Here is a 24650-nt window from a genome sequence, read left to right on the forward strand (position 1 = left end):
TAAAAGCCCTTAGTAAATTTGATACTTGTGGCCCCGTCCTACATGACGGATGTAATAAGGATTTTATGAGTATCTCTGGCGCTTCAGTCCGGAGTTATCGGTTAATAACAAGCATAGGCTTTCCCCTCACTTATCCCAATTCCCCATCAAAATAGGCCATGGCTTTTTCCCAAACCGCACAGCCTACCTTGTGTCCCAACTTCCTGCCCTCCTGATTGCCAGCGTTAAAATGAATACCTCCGTACAATCGCGAAATACCGGCCTGGTCTGCGGCATCTTTTAAGGACGGCCAGGTTAGCGTAACATCTTCGGCTGGAGTACAGTCCGGTTCTATTTTGGAACCACCTTTCTGAATGGTTACTGTTTCACCATACTTACCGCTGTCACAAAAATTGCCCAAAACTTCTGCTGCTGCTGAGCTGAAGGTGCTGTGGCCTGATACATATTCGGCAAATGGCGGCGACGGGATGTAGGGCACCCAATTTTCGCCTTCGATTTCTTGGGTGCCTTCACAAGGACCTGCCCAGGCCTCGATGGTTTGTCCTTTATAGGTACGTCTCACCAGGGTGATCGGCCGCACATAATCATAATGAAATTTACAATCCCAGGCAGCGATACCCGCATCCAGTAGGGCGTTGCCCAACACAAAAAACAATTTGATGTCATAGGCATTCTTATGACCATATTTCCGGGACAAATACCTTGCTTGCCTGCATAGTTGTTGAGGTGGAGAAGCCCAGGGGCCATCTTTATCGTGCACTGCATCGGTGAATTTTTCTTCGTGCATCCCTGCCCAAAATTCGGCGATGATTTTTTGCTCATCAGTCAGGTTCGCACTATAATCCACCAGCGTCTCTGCCTGTTCTTCAAAACCATCTCTATCGCATAAGATCGGTGCAGCAGGTCGGTACTGTCCACCCCAGAGTAGTGCAAAAGCTTTCACCAGGCCCCAATGCGCTGTCATAAATTCCTGCACCCGATTGTTGGTCGATTGTGGTTGCCATCGGTCATAGTATTTGGCAGTTTGGGGGGCCGGTGCGTTGACCGGATGATATTGGCCATAATCAGAATACGCAGCTGCATGCAGGGTGCCATAAGGGTTGGAAAAATCACCTGCCCGACATTCCAGGATCAACTTTCCGTGCAGATTCCCTATTCCCGTTGGGTTGTCCGGCGAAAGGTTCCGGTTATCCGGATCATACCCACAATCACACATAAAATCCCGGAATATTGATTTTTGTTCCGGCGGCAGATTGAGCCAGAACAGGTCCTGTGCGACGGTGTAAGCCGCGTGACTGTAAGCCTCTTCCCGGTGAGCGGAAATGCATTCGCTGTCGGACTGTTTGAAGCGGCGGCCGGAGGTGGTGCTGATTTCGCATCCACCATCGTTGTAGCAGGTCCAGGCGTCGTACATCGCGGTGTGTACCATCGCCAGGGCTCTGGAGGCTATGGTCGGTGGTGCTCCGGTATAATGGAGTGCATCGCAGACCAGGCGGTTCCATCGGTGGGCTTTACTGGGGGTGTAATCTGTGGTTGTCATGGTTGTTGATTGATTAATTCAAAACTTTGGATTTAAAATATGCATTCTATAGATTGTTTATTTTATTTAATGACTTTTTAATGACTGTATTTTCTGTAAATCCATCTTCCTTTTTGTGCAGGTTTTTTTCTTCTTCACAGCTTTCACATTTTCTTTGGATTCCAGGGCTAACGATACCAGTCGAAATGTTTTGATTTGAAGATACACTTGGTCGTTTTACCACCGTATCCGCTATGGCATCGGCTTCTACTTTGTATTTGTCGTTGGGTTGCCCGATGGTCAATTTAGGCTGTATGGTTGCCGGGCTAAAAGAGAAAGTGGTATGTTCATTGGATTTTGAAAAAAAGCTCCTTTCCTCTTCCTGGTTGAAAAAGGGTTGCGGTCTGGCCTTTAAATTTGGGCTTGTGGAAAAACTGGATTTTACTTCGGTTACTTGCATAATTATTTTTCTTGGCTACTTACTACCTTTAAATTTTAGGGGATGGCATTATTAATTATGTTTTTCAAAGAATATCTAATACTATCTCTTTCTACATATCCCTCACCTCGAGAATTTCGATATGACCGTATTGTATTGTAGGGTAAACCTGGTTCAATTTCAATAGTGTTGTACCTACTTAGTTTATTGTATGTATAAACATCTGCTGCCCTCACAGATACCAAATCGGGGTTGGTGGGAGCCTGGAGACCAGTAACAAAAAATTTAGGAACCCGGTCTTCAAAATCAAGACGTTTTAAAGTAGGGCCATTGTAGACATATATATACCGGTCTGTACCGAAAAAAGCAGTATTCTCTACCGTGGCCAATTCATTATCTGGGTTGGTGGTTTGATATTCAAGTTCTTCTTTTAACTGATCTTGTAGGTTTGCATATAAAGCATTCAGGGGATTCTGGATAATGTTTTTGGAATAATAACGATAACTTTCATTTTCACTGCTCCAAAGTTTTACGCCCCATCCATTTTCAAATTTTTTAATTCGTCCATTTTCACTGACTGGATGTCCATAATTACGTACCCAATCATTCATATCAATTAGTTCAATGGTCATTTTTCCAACTACGAATTCAAGATCTTCATCAGAAACTTCGGTCACTACTGCTTTGTCAAAGTTGGGAGTTTCACCGGTATACGTACCATTAAGGATCTCCATTTTGGTGCTGTTTCTCAGATGGGAAGAGACGATGTTCCAGCCAGAGAAAGCCCCTCTTTCAACGAGTTCTATTTCAGGTTGGGCCCCCATGTCTTGCCACCACCGAATATCCTGTAAGCCTTCTACCCGCTCTGCAGCATCCCGGGATTCTCTGGCTCTAGCAGCTGATTCAAACGACTCATATAATTCCAAACCTATCCTCGTTATTTCAATGGCGGCCATAAATCCAGCCCCTATTCTGGAGCGCATGGGAATAGTACGGCCTGGAGCCATTGGAAGGGTACCATGACGTGCTTGTTCGACAAGTTGGTTAAGTCTGGCCTGGTTTACAATATTTTCATTTAATACCACCCGAAAATCTGTCATCATATGCCTGTGCGCAGCCGAATAATGGCCCAATCGTCGGGCTACCGTACGAATAAGTCTACCTGTCCACACTTCTCTGATAGCTCTCCAGGCTTGCCTTATCTGTTGGGATGTCTCTGCTCTCCCGATTAGTGAAATAGACCTGGACAGAAGATTGCGTTGTTCCGCTTTTAAAGCATTCAAATCCGAAATTCTGCCTTCATTAAGAGCTAACCTCATTGCGAGGGCATTGGTCAGTAACCTTTGGTAAATATTTAAGCCGTTATAAAGTGAAATTACGTCATTTTCTAATCTTGAAACTTCTGTATTTCGCACTTGGCTGGAGAGGGTTGCCAGCGCCTGTCTTACTTGTTGTCTTGGTGTGCTGGCTCGCATTCCCGAAGTTTCGGCTTCTGTTTTCATCACTTCCCAAAATTCATTCCAGGGGGTATTTAAGGCTTGTTGACTATTTTGTATATTCCTTCTTACGCTGGATGCGGCTTCACCAAGTTGTCTGAATTCAGCTCGCGTGCCTTCCAGACCAAGCATCCGTTCGATCGGAGTAATCAGTTCCGAAAAGTTGGATAGTTTATGGCGAGTTTGCTGAGCTGCCATAACTCTTGAGGCATTGGCATTCCCCAATTCCAAAATTTCGGTTATCCTTCCACGATCTATTGTGATTTGCTCCTGAGCTTGTCCTGATATTCTCCGTACCTGCGTGGTGTTACTGGCGTTACCACCTTCTTGTATCCTTTCCACAGGTATTTCCACAGCGTCCAAATAGTTTAAAGAGGCACTACCAGTACCCGAAAAACGCTGGCTGGTTTGTGTGAAAAAGTTCACCCTTCCGTTACTTGACTCAAATGCGAGTCGCAAAAACTCCACCATGCCCCTTGTATTGGCTCCTCCGGTTACTGAACCCCCATGGTGCGGAGCTTCAACCGAAGCTAGGTTTCGGCTGCCTCCACCCATAATCCTACGGAAAGCTTCTCGGCCGACCATATCTATTATTTCATGGATTGTCCTCCCTTCACCATCTGCTGTGAATACGTGAGTAGTATTGGTAAGAAAGTCACGAACAATGGTAACTTCGCTCGTACTATTTTTGTTATATCGTATCCGATTACGATCTGTTAGTTGTTCATGAGCTTGGACTGATCTGAATTCTGTTACTTCCATACCACCAATAAATGCCCTGTCAATATGCACGCTTGAAACTCCTGAGACATTGATTCTGACCAGTTTATTAGCCCTGTTGAACTGTATGTTCATAGTCTGCCAATTGCCCGAACGTAATCCTTCCATTAGTTGTTGCCGAGTAATCCGTACATCTGTGTTACGCATTTGTGGCAAATTAAGTACCTCTTGTACGGCATTATAATGGTCTAAATCAATATGAGAAATTGTGATCCGACGTGGTGGTGCTGCGATGCCACTCAGTAAAATATTGTTCACATCACGAGCTATTTGACGTGCTTTCTGTGAGTTACTGGTTCTGCTGGTTCCACCTCCTGCATCTAACATAATACTGCCTCCAACCGTGGAAGATACCATGATTGCACGACCTTTTCCAATTTGCAATACAAACACATTGGTACTGGAAGTGCTGGGACGGGAGGTATTTACACGATATCCATTTAACCGTATACTGTTTGCGAAAGCTTCTCCTTGCACCAATATGAATAATTCGGTGGAGTTTAAGGTAATGCCGTCAGGAAATATACCCGCTAATTCAATTAAATCCTGTGGGGCTAAAGTTATTCCATTTTCTCTCAGGGTTTCATCTTGTTGTGAAAAATCAATATCACAACTCAAGGTTGTCTCATCTGTATCTTCCGGATAACAGGCATCCCCATTCCTTTGTAATAATGCAGCCCCTTGCTGCCCCGTATGGTTCACCTTCTTCGCCAGAAACTGTTTGTCTGAAATGGTATTGCCTGCGTCAATTGGTTTGCGCTGGAAGGCACCTCTACTTCTACTTGATGCAGCCGGGACACTCAGCGACGGAGGCGATGGATAAGATAAATTGGCCACATCTGTACATGGAAATTGCCTGGTCGTTCCAAGACCGGCGGAAGCATTTATATTTAAACTTAGGTTTTGATTCAGTGCTTGTGCTAATGAGGGATTAGCGGATCTTGCCATCGATCGGTGAATCCAATATCTAAATACCCGTAAATGAGCAGCGTGATTTCTCAAGGTAGAATTCCAATAGGCCCTGATCCTTCTTATCGCCCGGGCTTTTGCCTGTCTGGAACTTGAATTTGAATAGTACATCAGAAGTGGGGCAAATTGATTTATAGATTGGATGTAGCACGTTCTTCCTGTATCTCCCAGTATATAGGTGCGATGAAATTCACGTAGGAAGGTACTAGTCCATGCATCCAACTCGGATTCTGTATAAGCGAGTCTGCTGCCGGCTTGGCTTTGCCGTATATGATCAAATTCATGGTTGAGAATAACTTTTGTATGGTGAAAAGCATTTGATATTAAAGACTTTCTTCCCAATACAATGTAGTGGCGACCACGTGAATGCAGGGTGTATCCTGCATTACTACTCAAGGGGCGTCTGTCCATCGGGGATCTCTTGGAGTTCAAGCCGTCATCATAGTTAATTTTATTGCCTGGTGAAAATGGAAACAAATGACGGGGATTTGGGGCGGAATCATTTGCACTTTGAGTGGTTCTGTTTTCCAGGGTAACACCCTGTCCCACTGCTTCCCGCACCAGACGATACCGGTCTCTAGCTGAAGAAGCATTTGTGACCCGGGTACTCCAATTTTGCGGGACCCCTTCTCTGCCCGGACCAAAATATCTTCGCTGCATTTGCAACTTGCTCAATCCTCCGCCCTGCTGCACCGTATGGGTCAGCTCATGCGCCAATAAATGAGTACCACCTGTACTACCAGGATCGTATTTTCCCTGGTTAAAATATATATCACTGCCATAGGTGAAAGCTTGGGCGTGTAACTCCTGATTCATCTGTACCGCCGAGCTGCCGGTATGAATACGCACGCCACTAAAATCAGTCCCGAAAGAGGATTCCATTTGGCTCCGTGTATCTTCAGGCAGTGGGTTTCCGCAACCGCGGGATGCATTCAGACGACTTTCCAAGGAGGACTTGGTTCCCCCCTCTGAGGATTGACCTTCTTCTTTTTTCTGAACCATTTCTTTCGCTTCATCTTCATGGACGGATGCATCTGCAGCCAGGCAACCGGCACATACGCGCTGGATGACCTTTTCCGGTGGTGGTTCATTGCTTTCAAATATGGCTTTCCGTTGGATTTCTTCTTCATGGGATTCATCCTCTTCCTTTTGTACTTTTTCCTCTTCCTCACAAGTTGAACATTTGCGCTGAACCGGAGGAGTCAGAATCTTTGATGGTGCAGGTTTAGTTTGAACCATTCCGGGATGATCCAGCCGCTGCACTACTTTATCGGCCATAGCATCGGCTTCTACTTCATATTTATCATTGGGACGGCCAATAGTCAATTTGGTTTGAACCGGGGTTGAATGAAAAAAAGAAGAGGTTGTCTCGTGTGATTTTGAAAAAAAACTGTCCTGCCCTTCTTTTTGAAAGAAAGGTTGCCGCTTTTTTTGAATGCTTTTGTGAGCGGATGAACTGGTTTTTGTTTTGGCTAGGTGCACATATTTGCATTAAAGTTTCCGCTCTTTGATCTGCTCGACAGCTATGCTGGCCACACCACCCCCGCTCGCACCAGCTGTATAAACCGCCGTTACATCCAGGCTGTGAGGGCTTTCGATCACCAGAAAACCTTCGAAGCCGTGAATAAACGTAGTACCAAAATCCTGGATTTTCTTACAAACAAACCGTTCGACCCCATCGGGTTTTATGCCGGACGTTAAGAATTTGGATATGTGGCCAGGATTGGCCACTTTCTTCCTTATTTTTACGTCTTTGTCATGCGGATTGTGAATATTTACCGCCGTTTCATACACGCCGGGCAACAGTCCGTCGGAAGTTTGTGAGGTACCCGGGATATGGGCCGTACAAACAATTTTTACCGCATATTGGTACCGGTGTCTTTTCTTTTTTTCTTTTTGCTTGTCCATAATTGTTGGTTTTTATTTTTTTGATTTAAATATTTATCATCGCCACTCTACTTTTATTAAATCTTGCATCCAAGGCAGTTTAATCATACTGATGCCCCATGGAAGCCGGTCCAATAAGATGTCTATGGTCTGGGGTTCTACGGTTAACTTCCAACCTGTGTCGGACCTGGTCAGCTTACCATCCCTTATCACAAAACCTTCTCGTAAACCATCGGGTGAGGTATTCCCCAGAACACCCCAATTTATGATCACGGCCTCCAGTAAACGGTTGGCCTCATCTTTCTCTTCCTTAGTAAGTTGGATGGTGTGATCCAGGGGTAAGTTGGCCGGCATACCACAAAGGAGTTTTGCAAGCACCAGCTCATATTCTGGTATAAATTCATGGCCGGTGCCCAGGAAATGCAAGAGGTAGACCGACTTACTCCGAGTGTAATAGTCTTTGAATTGCTGGTCTTCCACCAGTTCCAGTTTTCGAAAAAAACGATGTAAAAACGGGTGAAGCAGTATGATTCCCGCATTTTTCAAAAATTGCGGGCTTTCCATTTCTTCATATTTCTGACCTTCATCCATTATTTCACTACTTTGAATTCCTTTCACCCCATCTTTCTCTCCCAATTTTTCCGTTTTATTATAAATCCGGAAATTGGCCATCGATTGATCTTCTCCACAATCTTCCTTCTCACCACTAGTTCGGTTTTCCTCCCATCGATCTTTTTCTCGATTTTTGTCCTTTGCCAGATCGCGTGATTCAGGAAGTTTCCCTCCATTTTCCCTTTCTGCCCCTTCTGACGATAAAAGTTGGTTTAGATGTGGGAAATTTTCACGTTCGGTAGACGTGAATGCTTCCAAATTCCGGAGGAAGTTCTTAGGCAACGATGTCAGAAATAATTGCTGTAAAGTAAAACTGTTCTTTTTATTGGTTTTATGAATAACTTCCTGGAATATCATATTCCAAAATCCAGTTTCCATCGCCCGGAAAGACGTCTTCAACGGCTCCAGGCGTTGGGAGTCCTGCGTGGTGTATGCATGAATTTCGTTAAGTAATCCAGGCAGATCTTTTTGTGAGTGCCCTGTATAAAGTTCCACAATAGATGTCAATTCATGTATCCGGTGCTGTAGTATAAGCCGGTACATCGCCTGCTTGTTTTTCATCAACGTATCTCGTAATGCTGACACCGCCCGTTGTTCCATGGCCAGCGTTTCCAAAACCTGTGTAATCCAATTTTTATCCGGCCTTAAGGCGTAGGAGGGCAAGACGCCCTTTTCCAACCAGTACAACCACAGTTGAAACATATACTGACGGGTAGAATGCACGGATTGTGGGTGTAATTGCTTCCCCAACTGGGTTGACGTATTGGGTTGAACGCGGGATCTGTACTGCCGCAATTCTGCTTCTACTAATCGCAGTATTTTTTCAACGACCAAATCGTCATTTATTAAATTTAGATCGATATCTCCCAGGTCTACTACTACTTTATCCAGTCTCAACACTTCGTCTTCCCCAGCAAAATGATCGAACAAATCGTTGAGTTTTGGAGCCAGTCTGTTCCACACCATTTCACTTAACCGCTGCTGCAGGACATAGGTGTCTGCCGAAGCACCCACTTCGACCTTCACTACCTGCTTTCCTATGAGGTGTTTATTGGCCATTTACTGTATTTAGTATTTTGTTAATTTGATTCAACGTTTTGGTGTAGGCCATCGAGTCAAGAGCAGATGGATTCCAGCTCTTTTTCAACTCCGTGCCACTCAATCCATTTTCGGCGAGAATATTTATACTCTCCTGAAGGATTTCAAGTTCTTTTTCCGGAATTCCATCATCGCATTCCAGTACCAATCCGGCGAACAGATGCACCGTCGCATTTTGAAGTAATCCGAGAAACATTTCTTTGTTGGCGGATTTATTTAAACTATACCGGTTGAAAAAATCGACTAACTTCACATACTCTGGTATCGCAGGCGTACTTTTAATAAAAGAAAGTGTACGCTTGAAGCTTTTGGTCTTCTTACGGTCTTCATCCACCAATTGATCGAGATTGGACTCGAATAAGTAATTCCGATCCTTGATTTGAGAGCGCAATACCTCATTATCTTCTCCTTTGGAATATAAAAGTAATACCACAGGATCTTCGGGTTCAGGCTTCGCTACTGACTCCAAATCCCCGGGTGGGCAATATCCCCAAAAAACCGTACCTGATGTTTCTGGAGGCAGACAGCACGGATCGATCTCTTCTTTCGAAACTCCACAATTACAATTACCTCCCACTCCGGGAATGGCAGGACATGCCGGTTCCGATTGCAAATCTTTGATGCAATCCACCATCAGACAATGGGGATGCCTTCCGTCCGGATTGCATAATGGTTCCTGGGGGTTCTGCAACCAGCCCAACCAATTTTTGAATTCACTTTCAAACTGGCACATATCCCGAGGGCTTAGCCACAAGATATTTAACCCTACCAGCGCCGGTATTTCTTTGTAAATCAACTGCTCAAAGACCTTTCTCGCATCCGTAGACCTGAATCCCTTTGCCCACGAAGGAAGAACCAGGGTGGCCCAGAAGGAATAAGGGTCGTTGCCCGGCAGGTACTGGATCACATCGGGATTGTCTTCTGCGCAGGGATCGTCCGGGGCTATATCCGGGTGCCAATTTATGGGGCAGCAGTAATCCGGACAGATGGGCAGCAGGCAATTGGATACGATACGATTGTCATTTCTATTCATAGATCTGCAATCTTCCAATGTTTTGGGCCGCAGTAGGATGTGTTCCAGCAGGTGCATACCCATGTTTTCCACGCATCCCCGGGTCAGAGTGATGGCATCCAGTACTTCCTGATAGCTGTCGTAACTTTGCGGATGGTAACCCAATTCTTTTCCTGGGTCCAGCATCTGAAAGGAGTAGGGCCCATAATCACTACGCTGGGTACATTCCAGAACATATGCTCCATTTTTAATGAGTCGGGAAAGATGTTGAAAAGCCTCCCACGCTTCTTCACAGCATTTAAAACAACGGCTGCTCAAAATAGGGAACTTTGTATCGCACGTATTATTTTCTTCCGCTGGTTCCTCTTCACATCCACAAGGTTGCAGGCCATTTGCTGAAATATCCTGATCGTGATCCGGCCAGTATATTCGGTAACACTGTGCGTCATTGTCCAGGTAAACAGGAAAATAATTAATCAGACGGATAAGTTTGCCTGGATCTTCTTCCAGTCGTTTTAGTAACTCATGCACCCACTTCTCGCCTTTGCATATTTTATTCAGGCACATTTTAAGGGAATCGGATAGTTCCTCTTCCGACAAAAGGGCCTGTGGACAGTCCCCCAGACACTTCCTTAATGCAAATACCAGATCGCACAGATCCCACTTTCCCTTTTCACCGGTACTAATCGGGGCCGATAGAAAGTTCATTTCTGTTTCTTCTTCGGATGGTATTTCCGCTGAGGCGGAAATAAAATTCAAATATCTACTCCAATCCAAATTCTTTAAAGCTTCCTCCCAATCTTTCATCGCCTGATGGGCTTCCTTCTCCGAATCATAGCTGCACGCATGCCGGGCCACAAAATAATCCGGTGCCACAACCTTGAAAGTCCATTTTCCATCTTTACAGACCGGTATATAATTTTTGGGATCGTCGCCTGCATACAAAAAACTACGAACGCCACCTGCTTTGCAGTCACCACACCCGTCTGTGATTATGGGATTGCCATTGGCATCCAGAGAAGCAAAAGCATCGTCCCAGGCTTCGGCTTCCGAAGGGTAATTGCACGAGCTTTCCACCCATACTTCGGTCAAGGTCAGATAATACCAACCCAAATCGCACATGACCCGGCAATTTTGTGAAATACCAGCCAGGACATAAAAGTGGTTATATGCCTTTATTACTTCCGCGTAGCTACTATAGCAACCGGTGCCCAGCCAGACCACGGAGCCGAAATCATCATACGGAACCTCCGGAGGTATCATGTCGCAACGGGCAGGTCCTAGACCATCTTCAGGGATCACTACTTTGAACTTATAGTGTCTTTTATCTTTTTTCTTTACTTCATAAATGGGAAACAAACGGGCCATCAGGGAATAGAATCCGATCACATCTTTTCCGGCTTCTGCAAGTTTACTGCTATTCCTGGAAGGAATCACGGCCAGGAAGGAAGCATCGTCACAGGCCTTGTCATCGTCCGGTTTATAAGTTTCTGTGAGGCTTATCTTACCTCCGGCACCATATTCTTCCGGATCTTTAGCCGCTAGCAGCAGCCCGTACCATTCCCGTACCCAGGCGTCTCGGGCTTCTTCTTTACTATCGTATCCCACATTACTTATTAGCCGGAATTCCAGGTCGTTCTTATCTTCAAAACAGAGTTGGTAATGGTATTTTTCCGGATCTTTGTCGGGGCAGATCACTATGTCTTTTGGCGGACAATACCTCATGTCTATCGATGGTACCCGATCGCAAATCAATTTACCGAATTCTCGGACATCTTCTATTTCGCGGCAACGATATGGGTTGATCGCCAATGGATCATCTTTTTTGAAAAATTTCCACTTAAACAAGGGGGTCCGATGCCCCTTCCTGTTTTTAGTAAAAAATGCCGGATTCAAATCCCCCCCGGCATCGTACATTTCCCGAAAGTAGCTTACTACAGGCTCCGTTAACTCTACCGGAGCCTGATGATGTTCTGTTTGAAATTGAATGGCAACGGGTTTTTCTGAGGATCCTTCGTATAGGGCATAATCAAAATCTTTATGATCAACTTTTTTAAATGAATACCGGTGTATCTTATTTACAAATTGGGAATAAGCGGTATTCGCCCGCTCCGGTGAAAAAAAATAGGAACCACTGATAAAGAGGGGTTGAAAATCTTCATCTTCAGTGGGAAGCCCGTATACAAATTTGTATTGTGAGGGCTGAGTATTCACTTCGAAATGATAAAGGTGGGCGCCAAAAACAGCTTCCCCCTTTTCCGCGGCCTCCTTCAATAAATTTTCTTTGAAATTGGCTCGTGCTTTGGGGTTGGAAGAAAATTCTTCGTCAGAACTAATAAGATCGCCCCATTCGCCTATTAGTTTCCAGGTGTATTTATTATGCTGTTTTTGGAGTGAAAATGGTGGTTTCTCTTTTTTGAAAAATCGCAGCGCAGAATTCAGTGCCCGATCGCGATCTTTACCGGTTTCGTAGCTGATTTTGTGGCGCAATAAAATCAGCTCAGGTTCCAAAAGTAAATTGAATCCAAACGAATTCTCCGCTTGATTGTATTCCTGATAGTTTGTTTTTGAAGTGCCCAATATATAGGCTTTTTGCATAGCTTCCATCACTGATTCTAGATCCGGATACAGATGATAGCTTTCGAGCGTCGGAAAACTGTTCTTAGCCGGAATTTGAAATCCAAAAGCCCGATCCAGTATTGAAAAATCAGGTTTGATTCTTCCTTCCGAAAAAGCCACCGTACTAACTGTAATAGCCGCTTCAGGGTCCAAAACCTCCAGGTTAATGACCTCGGAGACAGCAATCACTGCTTCTTCTCCATGTAAAATAATCCTGTAACTGGATTCTCCACTTTTTTCGACAGAGTAATTTTCTTCCGACCGGGCCCGGGCTTCGGCAAAATCCCATGAAATTTCTGCCTCCGAATTTGACCGAGATAGTCTTTTGCTGACGAGGATTACCTCTTCATTCACGCTTGCTTTCCAGGAAAACGCTTCAGGAAATTCGGAAATAGAATTACGGGTATCTGATGTTTCTGTCATGTCCTGCCAGGCGCCTTCTTTAGTGGCAAAGGAATCCTCGCTGAGGATTATTTCTTCAGAACCGGGAGGCTCATACTGCCATTTCCAGAATGGATGTTTGATGATCTCAACATCAAAAGGAGTGATGTCCAGGTAAAGTCCCTGACCAGATACAGGCCGCAAGTCATATCCCTTACCGGTATATTCTCCTGGCACTAAATTCTGCTCGTTAATATTCTCTATAAAATCTGTTTCTTCTTCCTCCGCAGCTTCGACAGAATCATAACGCGTGTTTTTACCGGTGGCTACGACTCCTCCGTTGATATCCAGTAATTGCTGCTGATGACGGTATTTTGCGATGATGATGTTTTCTTTTCGGGGTTGATCCGAAAAGAGCTGTACTGCCTTATTGCTGTTAAAGATGGTTGTTATCCTTTTTAACTCTTCAAATCCAGTAGGATTCTTTAGACTATTTAATACCCTGCCTGCAGCATAGCGTAAAGCTTGTTCGCTTTCATAACTTCTTTTTCCCTCGAGCAAAATATTGCCTTGCTCGTCCTTCAACTGAAGTTCATAACAGGGTGTGACCTCGATATTGCATAAATTTCGTCGATCATAATTTTCGATCCCAGCCAGCTTAGATAACCGCTTTTCAAAGCCCGATACATTGGCCGTGTTCCAAGACGGTTGCAAATAATCAAAAGCTTTCCCACGGTCCCTGCTTAATTCGGCATAATTGGCCAGGTAAGTAGATTGATCATCCAGTGTGATTTGTCGTAATTCTTCTGGTGCTATATTTTGCCGGTATTTCAGCAGGGTGTAATCGGTAAAATCCTCTCCAAATCGCGCCAGAAGATGGTCGAGCATTTTTTGACGTCGCTGCTCATATTCGACTCCCCCCTCCACGATTTTCCCGATAAGACTCAGATACGAAAGCGGGTTGTCTTTCAACCCAAAATAATGCCTGTCCGGATTAGAATTCTCAGACTTATCGGTACTCCGGGTATAGTTTTCGGCAAAGGACGCGATAAAAGCCACATCGCCAGCTTCATTGACTGCTTCTCCATACGCTTTATGCTTTTTGGAGCCTACCAATATAAGGTCCTTGGGCAGGCTGGGGTGCAATACGAAAAAATAGCCATATTTATCGCTATGAACGGTCACGTCATATTCGCCGTGGAAAAAACTTTCTTTAAGCTGATCGATATAGATTTCTCGAACCGTGGAGGAGGAAAAGATATACAGGTCAAGTCCGTCTTTCTGATCTCCGCAGTAATCTTTAATGCTTACCCCGGCCCGGCCATCGGTTTGTAGTAGCTCCAGCATTTTTTGCCAATTTTCATCATTGGCTATAGGACGAGCCAGTGCATTGTCGGTAGACATGTCGCTGTTTTTTTCATAGAATTTCAGTAATTTTTCCAAACCGGGTACCGTATCGGTTACTTTAGAAAAATAGGTTTTCTTTTCGCCAGAAGTGCGATCGTTCTCTGGCTTTAAGGAAAACAACGACCGGAAATTGGATAATTGGGCCGTGTAGTTGGCCAGCAGTTGATCATAAAACAACAAATATCCTTTAAGCTGAAAAGCCTGGGTTTTTCGGTCAAGACTAACATGGTCAGGCAAGCCATTTTCACCGATTCCATAGACCACAGGGAAATCGTTTTGAATGGAGTAATAGCGGGATAGATCTTCGTGGTACTTTCCTGAAGGAACGGATCCATTGAGCTTGTCCGGACTTAATAGAAACTTGTTATATAATGGTAACGTTGCGTGGATCTTATTTTTTTCAATATTTAGAAGACCATTCGCTCTGTAAAGGTCCACGCAGGTTTTATCTAAGGAAAATACGGGCACTTGGTCATCCCGTATTGATTGACCTTCTATCCAATCATAAGATGGTTTGTTGACCACCGTCCCTCCATCAATCCGGATGGACTTAATTTTCTGTACCCCATCAACGGATAAAATTACATTGTAAAAATCAGACAAATAGATGGCCTTGCGTCTCTTGATAGCTTCCAGTTCTTCGGTATCCACAAACCCAATACTTTCCTCCAAATATGGCCGGCCGGCAAAAATGTCGTCGATGGACTTTCCCTTATCCAGCATTTCCTCCAGCGTATGATATTTTATTTGAGGCTGAATAAAATCCCGGATGGCTATTATTATAGCTTTATAAATCCTGGACGGGTCAATTCCTGTACTAATCTCCACATTGGCGCATACTCCAAATTCGAGGGGTTCCAAAATAGTGATATCGACCAGGTCCTCGCAGAGATTTCGGTATTTTGACCACAGTTTTCTGACCCGCTTTTTTAGTTTTGCATCTTTTGCGCTTGCTTCTTTTTCAATAAATATTTTATATAAACCATTGAGGTGAAGTTGGCTGTAAAAAGGGTGGTTGCGGCCATCCCGGACTTCCCTTGGGTATTCTGTATTACATACCAGGCCGTTGTCCTTCTGAAGAACGGCCAGGTCAACTTCCTGCGTTACAGGTTCCAGCCAAACATTGGCCACCCCCGGGCATTCTAGCAAGAGCTTTCTGTAATCAAGAATGGTGACGGGGTTGATAGTAAGGATATCCAGTGGAGTGAGGAAATTGTCCTCTTTCTGGTTTTTGTTCATGGCAACCAGGTCTTCAAAAGGAAGATTGGTTTTGTAGCCGAGATCCATTAACGCATAGATGAGTACTTCCAGGATGGTGATGCCCGGGTCATGGACATTGTGGTCCGTCCATATTTTTCCGGCAAGCTGACCGATATGTGCCAGACCTTCTTTGCGAAGTTGGTCAAAGTTCAGATAATCCGGAAAAGCCGGATCATTCTGAAGGATCGTTGTGGCTATATTTTTACTAAAAATCCCTGCCATGGTTCTACCTCATTCATTTTTCTTTTAATCATTCTATGAGTACCTCTTGATTTCCTGCTTTTTGACATTCCTCTTTGTTGATTTTGACACAGACTTCTCCGCTGGTAAGAATGGATCGGGCCGTAAGTGGTTTGATAACGCTACCAGCCTGTTCGCACTCGCCGCTAAGCCGGATATCCAGTATGAAATCCACGTAGCCCCGACTTTCCACGTAGTCCACCAAATCAGAGAAGAATACTTCCTGTCCGAAGGCCAGTTTTTCTGATTCACCCATAAACCAGGGAGCCAGAAATTGGCTGATTTCCTCGCGGAGTTTTTGGGCATAGTAGTTTTGAGATTTCCCCCGGTAAAGCCTAACTTCAATGTCCACGTTAATGGGTTCGTAGCGGGGGTTCATCACTTTGACTCGTGCAAAGGGTGAGATTTTTCGTCTCAAATGATCACCGATTTTGTCCAACAGACTAACGGGGGCTTTTGGGGAGAGCTGGTTCCCGGCTTTTAATTTTGTGAGATCGGGAATCACGGCAATGATCAGGTACCCGGGTGCAATTTCCAGATCGCGCCGATAATCGCTGACTGGTAAACCCATGGTATGTGATATACACTTGACTTTATAGATCTCAGGAAAAGCCTCCAGTATGATCTTTTCATGGTCGGTGATCATAATTCCGCGCCCTTTGTGTCTTAAGTACTCGCTTGCACGTACATAGAAATGACCCGAAACTTCCGGAGGGTTCCCCCCAAAAGAATCATAGCGTTGTTCCACCTTTTTTACATTGAAATCGCTATTGACCTGCTTTGAAATACTTCCAGCCGGCAAAGGATGTTTCAGCCTGTCTTTATCGTTAAGTTTTTGAATCCGGGCGGATGCGAGCGCTGCTTGCGTATGTACGTCAATAGTTTCAGCGATCGCTTTGATGTTTGATGGAGACGAGACTTTCAACCAGTAGGTGTCATCGGGCATGATCGTGTGGCCTTTATTACTAATATCGCCGGGAATTGCGATGGTCACAATGCCCGAAACGGTGAGTCCATCAGTGTCATCGCTGATGATGTCGAAATTGGGTCGAAGCGGCTGCCAGTTGTTGTTGGTCAGGTAGTGCCAATTGATATCCGCTCGGTCCGTCTCCGAATCGGCTGAGGCTTCGGCCAGTTGGAAGAGCAGCGAGAGCGTACCCCCCGGAGTAATCTCTTTCAATCCTACAAGTAAACTGCCCCTGTCGGTGAAGTATGGGAATAGTGTTTGGCCTTTTTCTAGGTTTTCAAACCTGGAGGTGTTTTCAAATGGATAGAGATGAATGATATTAATATCCTCCATATTTGCCTTTGCGGAATAATCGAGAAATAAGTTCTTGATAATGGGAGTCCACGGTTCCTTCGGGATCAAGGCCTGGAATCCCTTTCCGTACAGAAAGTTGAAGATGCCCGTATCGTCCAAAAGATTGTGGAAATCTTCAAAAGCCTGTTCTACCTCTGCAATCAGGTCATCGATGCCGTCCGGATCCGTAAACTTGTCTTTGAGGTTCGTTAAAAAAACATTTAGATTGTCGATCGCAGTTTGTGCGCTGCCAGTGGCAATGTTATCGAGGGTAGTGATTATTTCGCCCTGTTTTGCGGGGAAAGATGCGGCAAAATCCAGGATAGCTCCCACCACATCATTAAAATATTGAGTCAGGTCACTGTCCAGGGTAGTCTTGGCCGATTCAATATCGGCCTTTATGGCAGCTACATCGCCTTTAAGAGCGACTTCATTATTTTCGATAAATGTAAAAACTTCTTTGACCACAGTGATCAAATCGGATGTAAGATCATTTACAGCTTCTATGATCTCGGCTTCATTCAAAAAATCCACGAATGGAGAAATGACAATTTTACTTGAATCATCCACATAAATAGCATCTGCAAGCTTTTTATTCTCGCCCGTGAATGCATAGGCCAACATTTGTCTGGCCAAAACAAAAGCGTACTCCTTATGTAAAAAGTCCTGATCGGCTAAAGTAAATTTTAGAAAACCATTTTGTGAATTTTTAAAAAGATCAAGCGGTTGCTCGTAATCAATATATCGGTCAGTCAGATCATTGGTAAATTCCCATGCATATTTGGTCACGGCACAGTCCAAATCCTTGAAGTCCATATCGCCTGGATCGGGTTCACTGAACAATTTTATTTTATCGATATTTGTCCAGTTACCAAGGTCCAAAAGGTCGATCTTGACCTTGAAGTCACCTTCGAACAACCCAAAATGCTCTCCCGCCGGTGGATCGTTCACGTCAGGTTTATGTTTTAAATATGCCTTGTAATGATCGTGGAAGTCATGGGGCTTTTCTTTCCATTCCATATTCACACGAATGGCTTCCCATTTTTTATAGAGAACTTCCTTGCTGCCGATGTAAAAACTTGGGCCTAAGAAAAGTTCGGGATTTGCGTTGGGGTCTGCAGGGGGTCCCAGGTCAACCTGGTTCATGGGATCAAAGCCTGGTACTTCGGGCCGAATGCCAAATGGATAAATTTGGCTGTTAATATCCAGCGTTCCTGCATCATTTTGGACGATTAGGTTTTTGACTCCGCATACATCCACATCAATCCTGGCATTCGTGATCTGTAATTTTCGCAAGAAGTGGTACGGAGAAATAAATATATCCCCGGAAGGCTCTGGTTTATGTTTCAAGCAGCATTTTTCTTCGTCCCTATCACCGGCAGGGCAGGAGACTTTTAGATTTTCGTTGAGTTCGATTTTTACCGCCGGGATGGTGTCTTTTAAATCGAGTTTTTCTTTTAAATTCTCTTCATTATAGGATACCACCGCCGGAACATCGGCAGCGAGTTGGAATATTATTTCAATTTGGATGTCGGCACCCGTTGGCGGGTCTTTTAAAATCTTAATTTTAGGACGAACCATAATCCATCCTTTTTCCCCGCTCAAAGAGACCTTGAACAAGGGCTGATCTTTGTTTTTTATGGCAAAATCCAATGTGTCCAAACATTCTTTCAGCTGTTCTTTATCGTTTTCGGAAAAGATGGGTTCGCAGCTTACAAAGTCTCGGACCTTGAAAAAATCATCCAATTCCTGTTCTTTTACTTCAACAGGATTCTCTCTAGCCAATAACTGCCGAATATAATTTTTGGCAGATAATGACAATTTTTTGTCTGCAGCCAGGCTTTCGTCACATTCAATCAATAGGAATTCGCTGAACAAATACAATTTTTCCGTTCCTGGTACATTTAATTTGTCTTCTATACGATCTTTCAGTTCATCTTTTTCGGTCGGACTTAGGGGTGGGGTTTGCTCATGGAGGTTGCAATCTAGGGTGATGGTCACATCCCGCCTCCCTTCCTGCAGAAGCAGGACCGGGGAAGAAAGTACAAACCCCAATCGGGCCGGGGGATGTTCTTCCGGTAGTACGTGCCCTTCCCGGATCAGTTTGCTGTACTTTCCGCCCAAAGTGGCCCAACTGGCGCCGTCCTCCTTGAATTTTTCTCCTTTTCCATCCCTCGAATTCGCCACAGGTGCGATGTAGGCGCCTTCAATGTACTGGTTGCTATTGTGGTCCTTTGTGGGATGTAAAGAAAAGCTGCGAAGACCGGCTATTTTTGCTTTATCGATGACCAGCTCCTGGTCAAGGCCAAAAACGATGTCTTGCTTGTTGCTGTCTTTGCCGTCCTTTAGTAACAAGTCTTCCGGAAGCAGATAACCATCCGTGAGATGTTTGGCTGGTTCGAAAACGAGATGTGCTTTATCAGGAACGGCTGCTGCAGGTTTTAATTGAAGCACCCTCTTGAAGAAAAAATCCAGATGCTTTTTACTCAGGCTATTGATGTCCTTCTGCAGGTGTTCATAAAGCTTCAGAAAACCGAACAACAAAGCCAGATGCGGTTCATGTTTTTGTTGCAGAGAAGCTTCCAAAGGAACCAGGCTTTCATGGATATAATTGGGCGAAGTTTCAATAATCTCTTCGAGGCTGGACATAAACCGATCAAAAATCTCACCAGCCATTTCACCCGCCAGAAGATACGCTTCGTTCTTTCCTTTTTTCACTTTCTGAATACACGGTTCCAATGCATAAATTTTCTTTGCCGATAACTGCCATGGCGGCTGCAAAAAACGTTTGAAGTTTTTTCCGGTAATACACAAAAAAGTCCTACTTGCATTGTAAAGAGCGATAAAATCAATCAGCGGTGCTTGATAGGAGGATTTTATCATGGCCAGCAGTTGGGTGCTGAAGCTATTGTTCGCCTGCTCTACGGCCGCGAACAGGTTGGCAACCGGAAGAAAGACTTCATGGTAGATAAAGTTCAACAATGCCTCCAGACTAAGCGGAGATGGATTTTTCCGGAGTGCCTGGTATAGTAACGAAAACCGATTTTGTAAATCTTCCGGAGATGTCTTGCTGAAATTGGCCAATCGGAATGGCAGACTGTTTTCAAAAAAATCGGTCCAGTTGGAGACCTCTTGATATTCTTTGTTGTCCGGACCTGTTTTTACATCAAAAAAGTTGACCAGTTTGGCGTATTGGCTGATGAAATATAGCCGGTCCGCCAGGGTCTTGGTATCGATCGGAGCATATTGCCACGACAAAGCCTCTTTCCGACGGTTGCCCTGACTGGAGCCGGTCCGTTTTTTTAAAGGATGCGCTATGTTGGTCGGCTTTTTCATTACTTCGTTGTTGGATTAAGGTGCCTGTGCTGCCTCCCTTAGATAAAAGTCATAGACATAATTAAATCGGGTATTCGTACTTTCAATCCGGTAGGTCACATTTATCTTAATAAGGCCTTCAAAGATCTCAATGGAGTCTGCTTCGGTCACCTCCACATTCTCGAGACGTATCCGAGGCTCGTAATACAAAATGGCGCGTTCTACCAGATCTTTGAGAAAGCCGAGAAAAGAATTGTCAATGCTTTCAAACTGATAATCCTTCAGGTTGCATCCATAATCGGGTTGCATGACCCGTTCTCCCAGGCTGGTCGACAGCAGTATCTCCAGGCTCTGGGCAATATCAATCTCAGCACTTACCAGTCGAACCGACTTGCTGCCCTTGTCAAATACGGGTGGAAAAGACCACCCTGTTCCTAAAAATGCTTTGTCATTCATGGTCGTTTTTTAGTTAAAAAAGGATTTAACTCTTTTTTCCTCCGGTGGAATCCACCTTGCCGCCGGGTTATCCCTGCTTGAAATCACTAAACTTAGCTTGGCAATCCTCCCCGAGCTTCATCTTTCCCACAGGTTTCCCGATCTGTTTAATACTTCATCGTGATGTTCCAAAATGTTTTGGTGACCACTTATGAATCCCTTAATACATTCATCATTCATAATTTCATCAATCATCGCTCTCAATTCATAACAAAAAAATAATACTTGCCTCAACCGCCAATCATCACCGTTGGAAAACCTTGCACGATCACCCCGCCATGGGCAGTCAGATCGCCCATTCTGGCGGCAGGCATACCGCCTATAAATACCGTGGACGAGGCTTTAACAATGGTGTCGGGAGGGCCTGCACATACACACATATCACCCATCACGGCTGCGGGTATACCCCCGATAAGAACTGTACTCACCCCGGGTCCGGTTATGGGACCTCCAACGTGAGGCGACGGTCCATTGAACATAGGGCAGGTGTGCATATCTGTTAATCTTGCGGCTGGTGGCATGTTTTTGTTTTTAAGTTATTCTCTTTTTTCTCTACATCATATTCTCCTTTGAGCTTTCCCCTTCCCCCCTTTGAGCTTCTTTGCTTTCAGCTTTCAGCTTGAGCCTTTGAACTTCTTTGCTTTCAGCTTGAGGCTTTGGAACTTCTTTGCTTTGAGCTTTCACCATGCCCCTTTTCCTCTAATCAGTTTATATTCACGATTGATCCTTTTACTTCGGTAATACCATCGGCTGTCAGTTTTGTGGTGGCACCTTTCACTTCCATGGAAGATTGGGCAGAAATACTCATCTGAGCCGCGGTAATGCTGAGTGCCGCACCGGCCTCAATGTCGATTTTACCAGTAGCCTTTATCTTAATATCGGTCGCACTTTCCATTTCAATGCCACTGCTATCCAGTTTTGTGACGTTTCCGTTTTGGTCTTCCACGGTGATCGAAGAATCGGCTTCATCCAGTTTTATACTGTTCCCGGCTGGAGTGTCGATAGTAATGGTTTTGGTGTCATCGTTGAAGTGCAGTCTCATCCCGCATCGGGTAACAAAACCTTTCTCATTATTGGTATCCTCTGCGGTAATCGGGGCCGGTTTAGCACTGCTGTTCAACATACCCAATATTACTGCGTCGCGTGGATCATCATTTAAAAATCCCACGATCACTTCATCTTCCAGTTCGGGTAGGAAGAAGGAGCCCCGGTTTTCTCCGGCGTCCAGGGTGGCCACTCTGGCCCAAATCCCGGGTGCTGCGTTGTCGATAATGGGTAGGCGCACAAGAATTCTGTTTTCTCCTTCCGGGTCGTTTTCCAGTTGGACTACTTTTCCGATCTGCAATCCTTTGATGAGTGGAAGGAGGCCACCTGCCCCCAAATCGTTGATGTCCATATATTCCCTGGCATAGCAAGTCGGTTTTAGCCCAAACTGTGCCTGGGTGTACCAAGAGCCGTTGTAGATATCCTGGCGAACGGCGGATACAAATGCTTTACCTGTAAATCGGGCCCCCATGCCCTGAAGTTCGATCAATTGTCCGGGCTTCAGCTCACCAAAACCGATAAATTTTGCCCGGCCCTGGATCTTGGAAAGCCTGCTGCGCTGTAGAAAGGATTTCGTCCATGCCTGTAGTTCTTCTCCAATGGCTTGTCCCGTATGCCTTAATTCGAATTGCTCCGGACCAATGGCAGAAGCAAGTTCTTCACCTGGCACATTTCCAGGTTCGTTAATATCAATACTGTCTGTGCTATCCTCAAACAAACTTTGTCCCGCATAATCCCAGGATTTAGCTTCTACCGAAGCCCATTGATGACTGGCATCCATTTCGGCTTCAAAATCAATCAAAGTAGAGCCGAACAGCACAGCGAGTGCTGCATCCGCACTGGTGTCCGGTGCGTTCACCTGAACGGTGCCATCATCTACTGTGACCAGCTTTCCATTGCTTTCAGCACGCATCATCATAAAATCCCAATCTGTGCAATGGTGCTGCACCATTTCGTCGTGGGTATAGGAGGTAGCTTCCACATCCGGGGTCAGGGCCGGATAGCGAGTGATCAGCTCTTCCGTGATTTCGCTGTCCGTGCTATTCTCAAAATAGCGGCTGTGCCGGCCGATCGTCATTCTTACAGCCTCATCTTTGCAATCCAGGATAAGTTCGGTTTCCCCGTTCTCTTTCGCTCTGATGCCATGCTTGACGATCACGCCCTTAAACATTTGCTGATTTTCGCTATCTCGGCCCAGCTTGATGTTAATGGATTTTCCGGGAATGAAATTTTCATTTTCACTGATAGGGAAGGTCTCTTCGGAAGCATCACCATCTTTGAAAATAATTCTGGCGACGGGAATTTTGTTCACTTCCTTTACGATGGATATGGACATGACCTGATAACCAGGGTCGATTTCCTGCCCATCGATCAGAATGTCAAAGGTAGCTACATTGTAGGTCGCTTTTACCGGTATTTCCCGCTCTTTCATGCCGTGCTCGTTTTGTCCAAGGGTGGAAAAATTAACTCATCGCCGGGTGTTATCTCCCGAAAGGTACTTAGTCCGTTGGCTTTGGCGACCTGTAATACATATTGGGATTTATTGTAAATTTTATGGGTCATCAAATCCAAACGGTCACCGGCTTTAACCATTCTGACATGGGTCAGGTCTGGTGATCTTTTACGTTCCCGGGCGACGCGTTCCTTTTGTGCGACATAATTTAAAAAAGTCGTGCTGGCTTTTACTCTGAGTGGATCACCATTGGGTTTGAAAAGAGTGTAATTCAGGTCAAGGTTGGAAAGAATGCAAGGAAACATAAAGCTACCCCATTGTACCTGCAGGAAATGCGGTCGATGGATTTCTCCGTCCATATTGTAAACGGTATTCATGAAGATATCCAGCTGTGCTTTTACCGAAGGATCGTCTCCGTTGTATTTGTAGCCTTCGATGACCCGGGTGCCATCAAATACAAAATCGAGCTTTAGTTCTTCTGGTTTCGTGCCCTTGTAATCGGGGTTAGTGCCCTGGTTTCCCTGGCCTTGTTGTTCATTGAGCTCCACTTTGAAGTTCTGGGTAAAGCTTTCCGGATTTACAGGCAGAGATATGGGATTGGGCGTTAGCTCTGATTTTTGTCTGAACTCCTCGTCGTCATAAGCGTGAATTAACACTTTTTCCAGTTTTCCATTGTCCGCCATTATCGATGTTGTTTTTGTTCTAAAATGCGGAATACCCGGTCCACGATCTCATTGATCAGTGGTTCTGCAACTTCCGGGGAACTACCGCTGTCGGACGTCCGGGTATCCTTATTGTTTACCGTTGCTTTGATCACCAGTTCTCTTATTTCTATAGGCATTGTTTAGTTTTTTGTCAGGCTACAGCCACGAGTTTAAAATAATTGTAATTGAGCTCCAGGGTCTCAATGAGAACTTCGCCTCGCTCGGCATTGAGTTCGGCCACCTTCCAGCTCAGGGGCCACACGTGCGATAGTTCCCATTGCATGAGTACATTATGTGCCTCGTTTAGGAGCTCGACATTGACCTTGGCAATGGGCGATATTTCCAGATTTTGGAATGCCTCCTGGAGCCATTGGGTCAAGCTCGATTCGTTTGGCGTGAGCATCCCGCGCTTTAAGGTCAGGGACATGTATTTGCTTCTCGTGGGTACCCCATGCTCAAACCGGTTCTCTCCACCTTCTTTGATGCTTTCCTTTTCAAGCTGTACATCAAGTCCGGTCACCGACTGGAATTTTATGTCGGCTTCTTTGTCTTCGGGTAGGTTCAGGAACTTTACCCTAAAATGAAATCCCACCATTTGATAACCGGTTGCCATCTTGTGT

At 45.0% G+C, this 24650-nt stretch carries 13 protein-coding genes; all 13 read right to left on the minus strand.

Annotated features, from left to right (window positions below; translation table 11 throughout):
• Nucleotides 1-130 precede the first annotated feature (130 nt).
• Nucleotides 131-1540 (minus strand): vanadium-dependent haloperoxidase, encoded by a 1410-nt coding sequence (locus tag KUV50_RS01040; protein WP_222578222.1) that lies wholly within the window; start codon nucleotides 1538-1540, stop codon nucleotides 131-133.
• Nucleotides 1541-1586: 46 nt separating this feature from the next.
• Nucleotides 1587-1979, minus strand: a complete 393-nt coding sequence (locus KUV50_RS01045) for a hypothetical protein (RefSeq protein ID WP_222578223.1) — start codon at nucleotides 1977-1979, stop codon at nucleotides 1587-1589.
• 35 nt (nucleotides 1980-2014) lie between these two features.
• The gene (locus KUV50_RS01050; protein WP_222578224.1) at nucleotides 2015-6685 is read right to left on the minus strand and encodes a DUF4157 domain-containing protein; all 4671 of its coding nucleotides are present in this window, start codon (nucleotides 6683-6685) and stop codon (nucleotides 2015-2017) included.
• 9 nt (nucleotides 6686-6694) lie between these two features.
• A complete protein-coding gene (locus KUV50_RS01055) occupies nucleotides 6695-7111 on the minus strand; it encodes a hypothetical protein (RefSeq protein WP_222578225.1) in 417 nt (138 codons plus the stop codon).
• A 36-nt stretch (nucleotides 7112-7147) separates the two neighbouring features.
• Nucleotides 7148-8761 (minus strand): contractile injection system tape measure protein, encoded by a 1614-nt coding sequence (locus tag KUV50_RS01060; protein ID WP_222578226.1) that lies wholly within the window; start codon nucleotides 8759-8761, stop codon nucleotides 7148-7150.
• Nucleotides 8751-15701 (minus strand): hypothetical protein, encoded by a 6951-nt coding sequence (locus tag KUV50_RS01065; RefSeq protein WP_222578227.1) that lies wholly within the window; start codon nucleotides 15699-15701, stop codon nucleotides 8751-8753. Before KUV50_RS01065 ends, KUV50_RS01060 begins: the two co-directional genes overlap by 11 nt.
• 28 nt (nucleotides 15702-15729) lie before the next feature.
• Entirely contained in the window at nucleotides 15730-20355 is a 4626-nt protein-coding gene (locus tag KUV50_RS01070; RefSeq protein WP_222578228.1) for a hypothetical protein, read from the minus strand.
• 15 nt (nucleotides 20356-20370) lie between these two features.
• A complete protein-coding gene (locus KUV50_RS01075) occupies nucleotides 20371-20790 on the minus strand; it encodes a GPW/gp25 family protein (protein ID WP_222578229.1) in 420 nt (139 codons plus the stop codon).
• Between the two features lie 269 nt (nucleotides 20791-21059).
• Nucleotides 21060-21350: a PAAR domain-containing protein gene (locus KUV50_RS01080; RefSeq protein ID WP_222578230.1), complete on the minus strand. Its 291-nt coding sequence runs from the start codon at nucleotides 21348-21350 to the stop codon at nucleotides 21060-21062.
• A 182-nt stretch (nucleotides 21351-21532) separates the two neighbouring features.
• On the minus strand, nucleotides 21533-23305 hold the full coding sequence (gene vgrG, locus KUV50_RS01085; protein ID WP_222578231.1) for a type VI secretion system tip protein VgrG: 1773 nt from the start codon (nucleotides 23303-23305) through the stop codon (nucleotides 21533-21535).
• The gene (locus tag KUV50_RS01090; protein ID WP_222578232.1) at nucleotides 23302-24009 is read right to left on the minus strand and encodes a CIS tube protein; all 708 of its coding nucleotides are present in this window, start codon (nucleotides 24007-24009) and stop codon (nucleotides 23302-23304) included. Before KUV50_RS01090 ends, vgrG begins: the two co-directional genes overlap by 4 nt.
• On the minus strand, nucleotides 24009-24167 hold the full coding sequence (locus KUV50_RS01095) for a DUF5908 family protein (protein WP_222578233.1): 159 nt from the start codon (nucleotides 24165-24167) through the stop codon (nucleotides 24009-24011). The genes KUV50_RS01090 and KUV50_RS01095 overlap by 1 nt, the downstream gene beginning before the upstream one ends.
• 14 nt (nucleotides 24168-24181) lie before the next feature.
• A complete protein-coding gene (locus KUV50_RS01100) occupies nucleotides 24182-24643 on the minus strand; it encodes a phage tail protein (RefSeq protein WP_222578234.1) in 462 nt (153 codons plus the stop codon).
• Nucleotides 24644-24650 lie beyond the last annotated feature (7 nt).

Source organism: Membranihabitans marinus, assembly GCF_019802045.1.
GTDB classification, from domain to species: Bacteria; Bacteroidota; Bacteroidia; order Chitinophagales; family Saprospiraceae; genus Membranihabitans; species Membranihabitans marinus_A.

Bases quoted from the DNA above. Each gene is read 5' to 3' on its own strand.
- KUV50_RS01090 (WP_222578232.1), bottom strand. From the start codon at position 24,009: ATGGCGGACAATGGAAAACTGGAAAAAGTGTTAATTCACGCTTATGAC.
- vgrG (WP_222578231.1), bottom strand. From the start codon at position 23,305: ATGAAAGAGCGGGAAATACCGGTAAAAGCGACCTACAATGTAGCTACC.
- KUV50_RS01080 (WP_222578230.1), bottom strand. From the start codon at position 21,350: ATGCCACCAGCCGCAAGATTAACAGATATGCACACCTGCCCTATGTTC.
- KUV50_RS01055 (WP_222578225.1), bottom strand. From the start codon at position 7,111: ATGGACAAGCAAAAAGAAAAAAAGAAAAGACACCGGTACCAATATGCG.
- KUV50_RS01045 (WP_222578223.1), bottom strand. From the start codon at position 1,979: ATGCAAGTAACCGAAGTAAAATCCAGTTTTTCCACAAGCCCAAATTTA.
- KUV50_RS01070 (WP_222578228.1), bottom strand. From the start codon at position 20,355: ATGAAAAAGCCGACCAACATAGCGCATCCTTTAAAAAAACGGACCGGC.
- KUV50_RS01065 (WP_222578227.1), bottom strand. From the start codon at position 15,701: ATGGCAGGGATTTTTAGTAAAAATATAGCCACAACGATCCTTCAGAAT.
- KUV50_RS01095 (WP_222578233.1), bottom strand. From the start codon at position 24,167: ATGCCTATAGAAATAAGAGAACTGGTGATCAAAGCAACGGTAAACAAT.
- KUV50_RS01060 (WP_222578226.1), bottom strand. From the start codon at position 8,761: ATGGCCAATAAACACCTCATAGGAAAGCAGGTAGTGAAGGTCGAAGTG.
- KUV50_RS01075 (WP_222578229.1), bottom strand. From the start codon at position 20,790: ATGAATGACAAAGCATTTTTAGGAACAGGGTGGTCTTTTCCACCCGTA.
- KUV50_RS01040 (WP_222578222.1), bottom strand. From the start codon at position 1,540: ATGACAACCACAGATTACACCCCCAGTAAAGCCCACCGATGGAACCGC.
- KUV50_RS01100 (WP_222578234.1), bottom strand. From the start codon at position 24,643: ATGGCAACCGGTTATCAAATGGTGGGATTTCATTTTAGGGTAAAGTTC.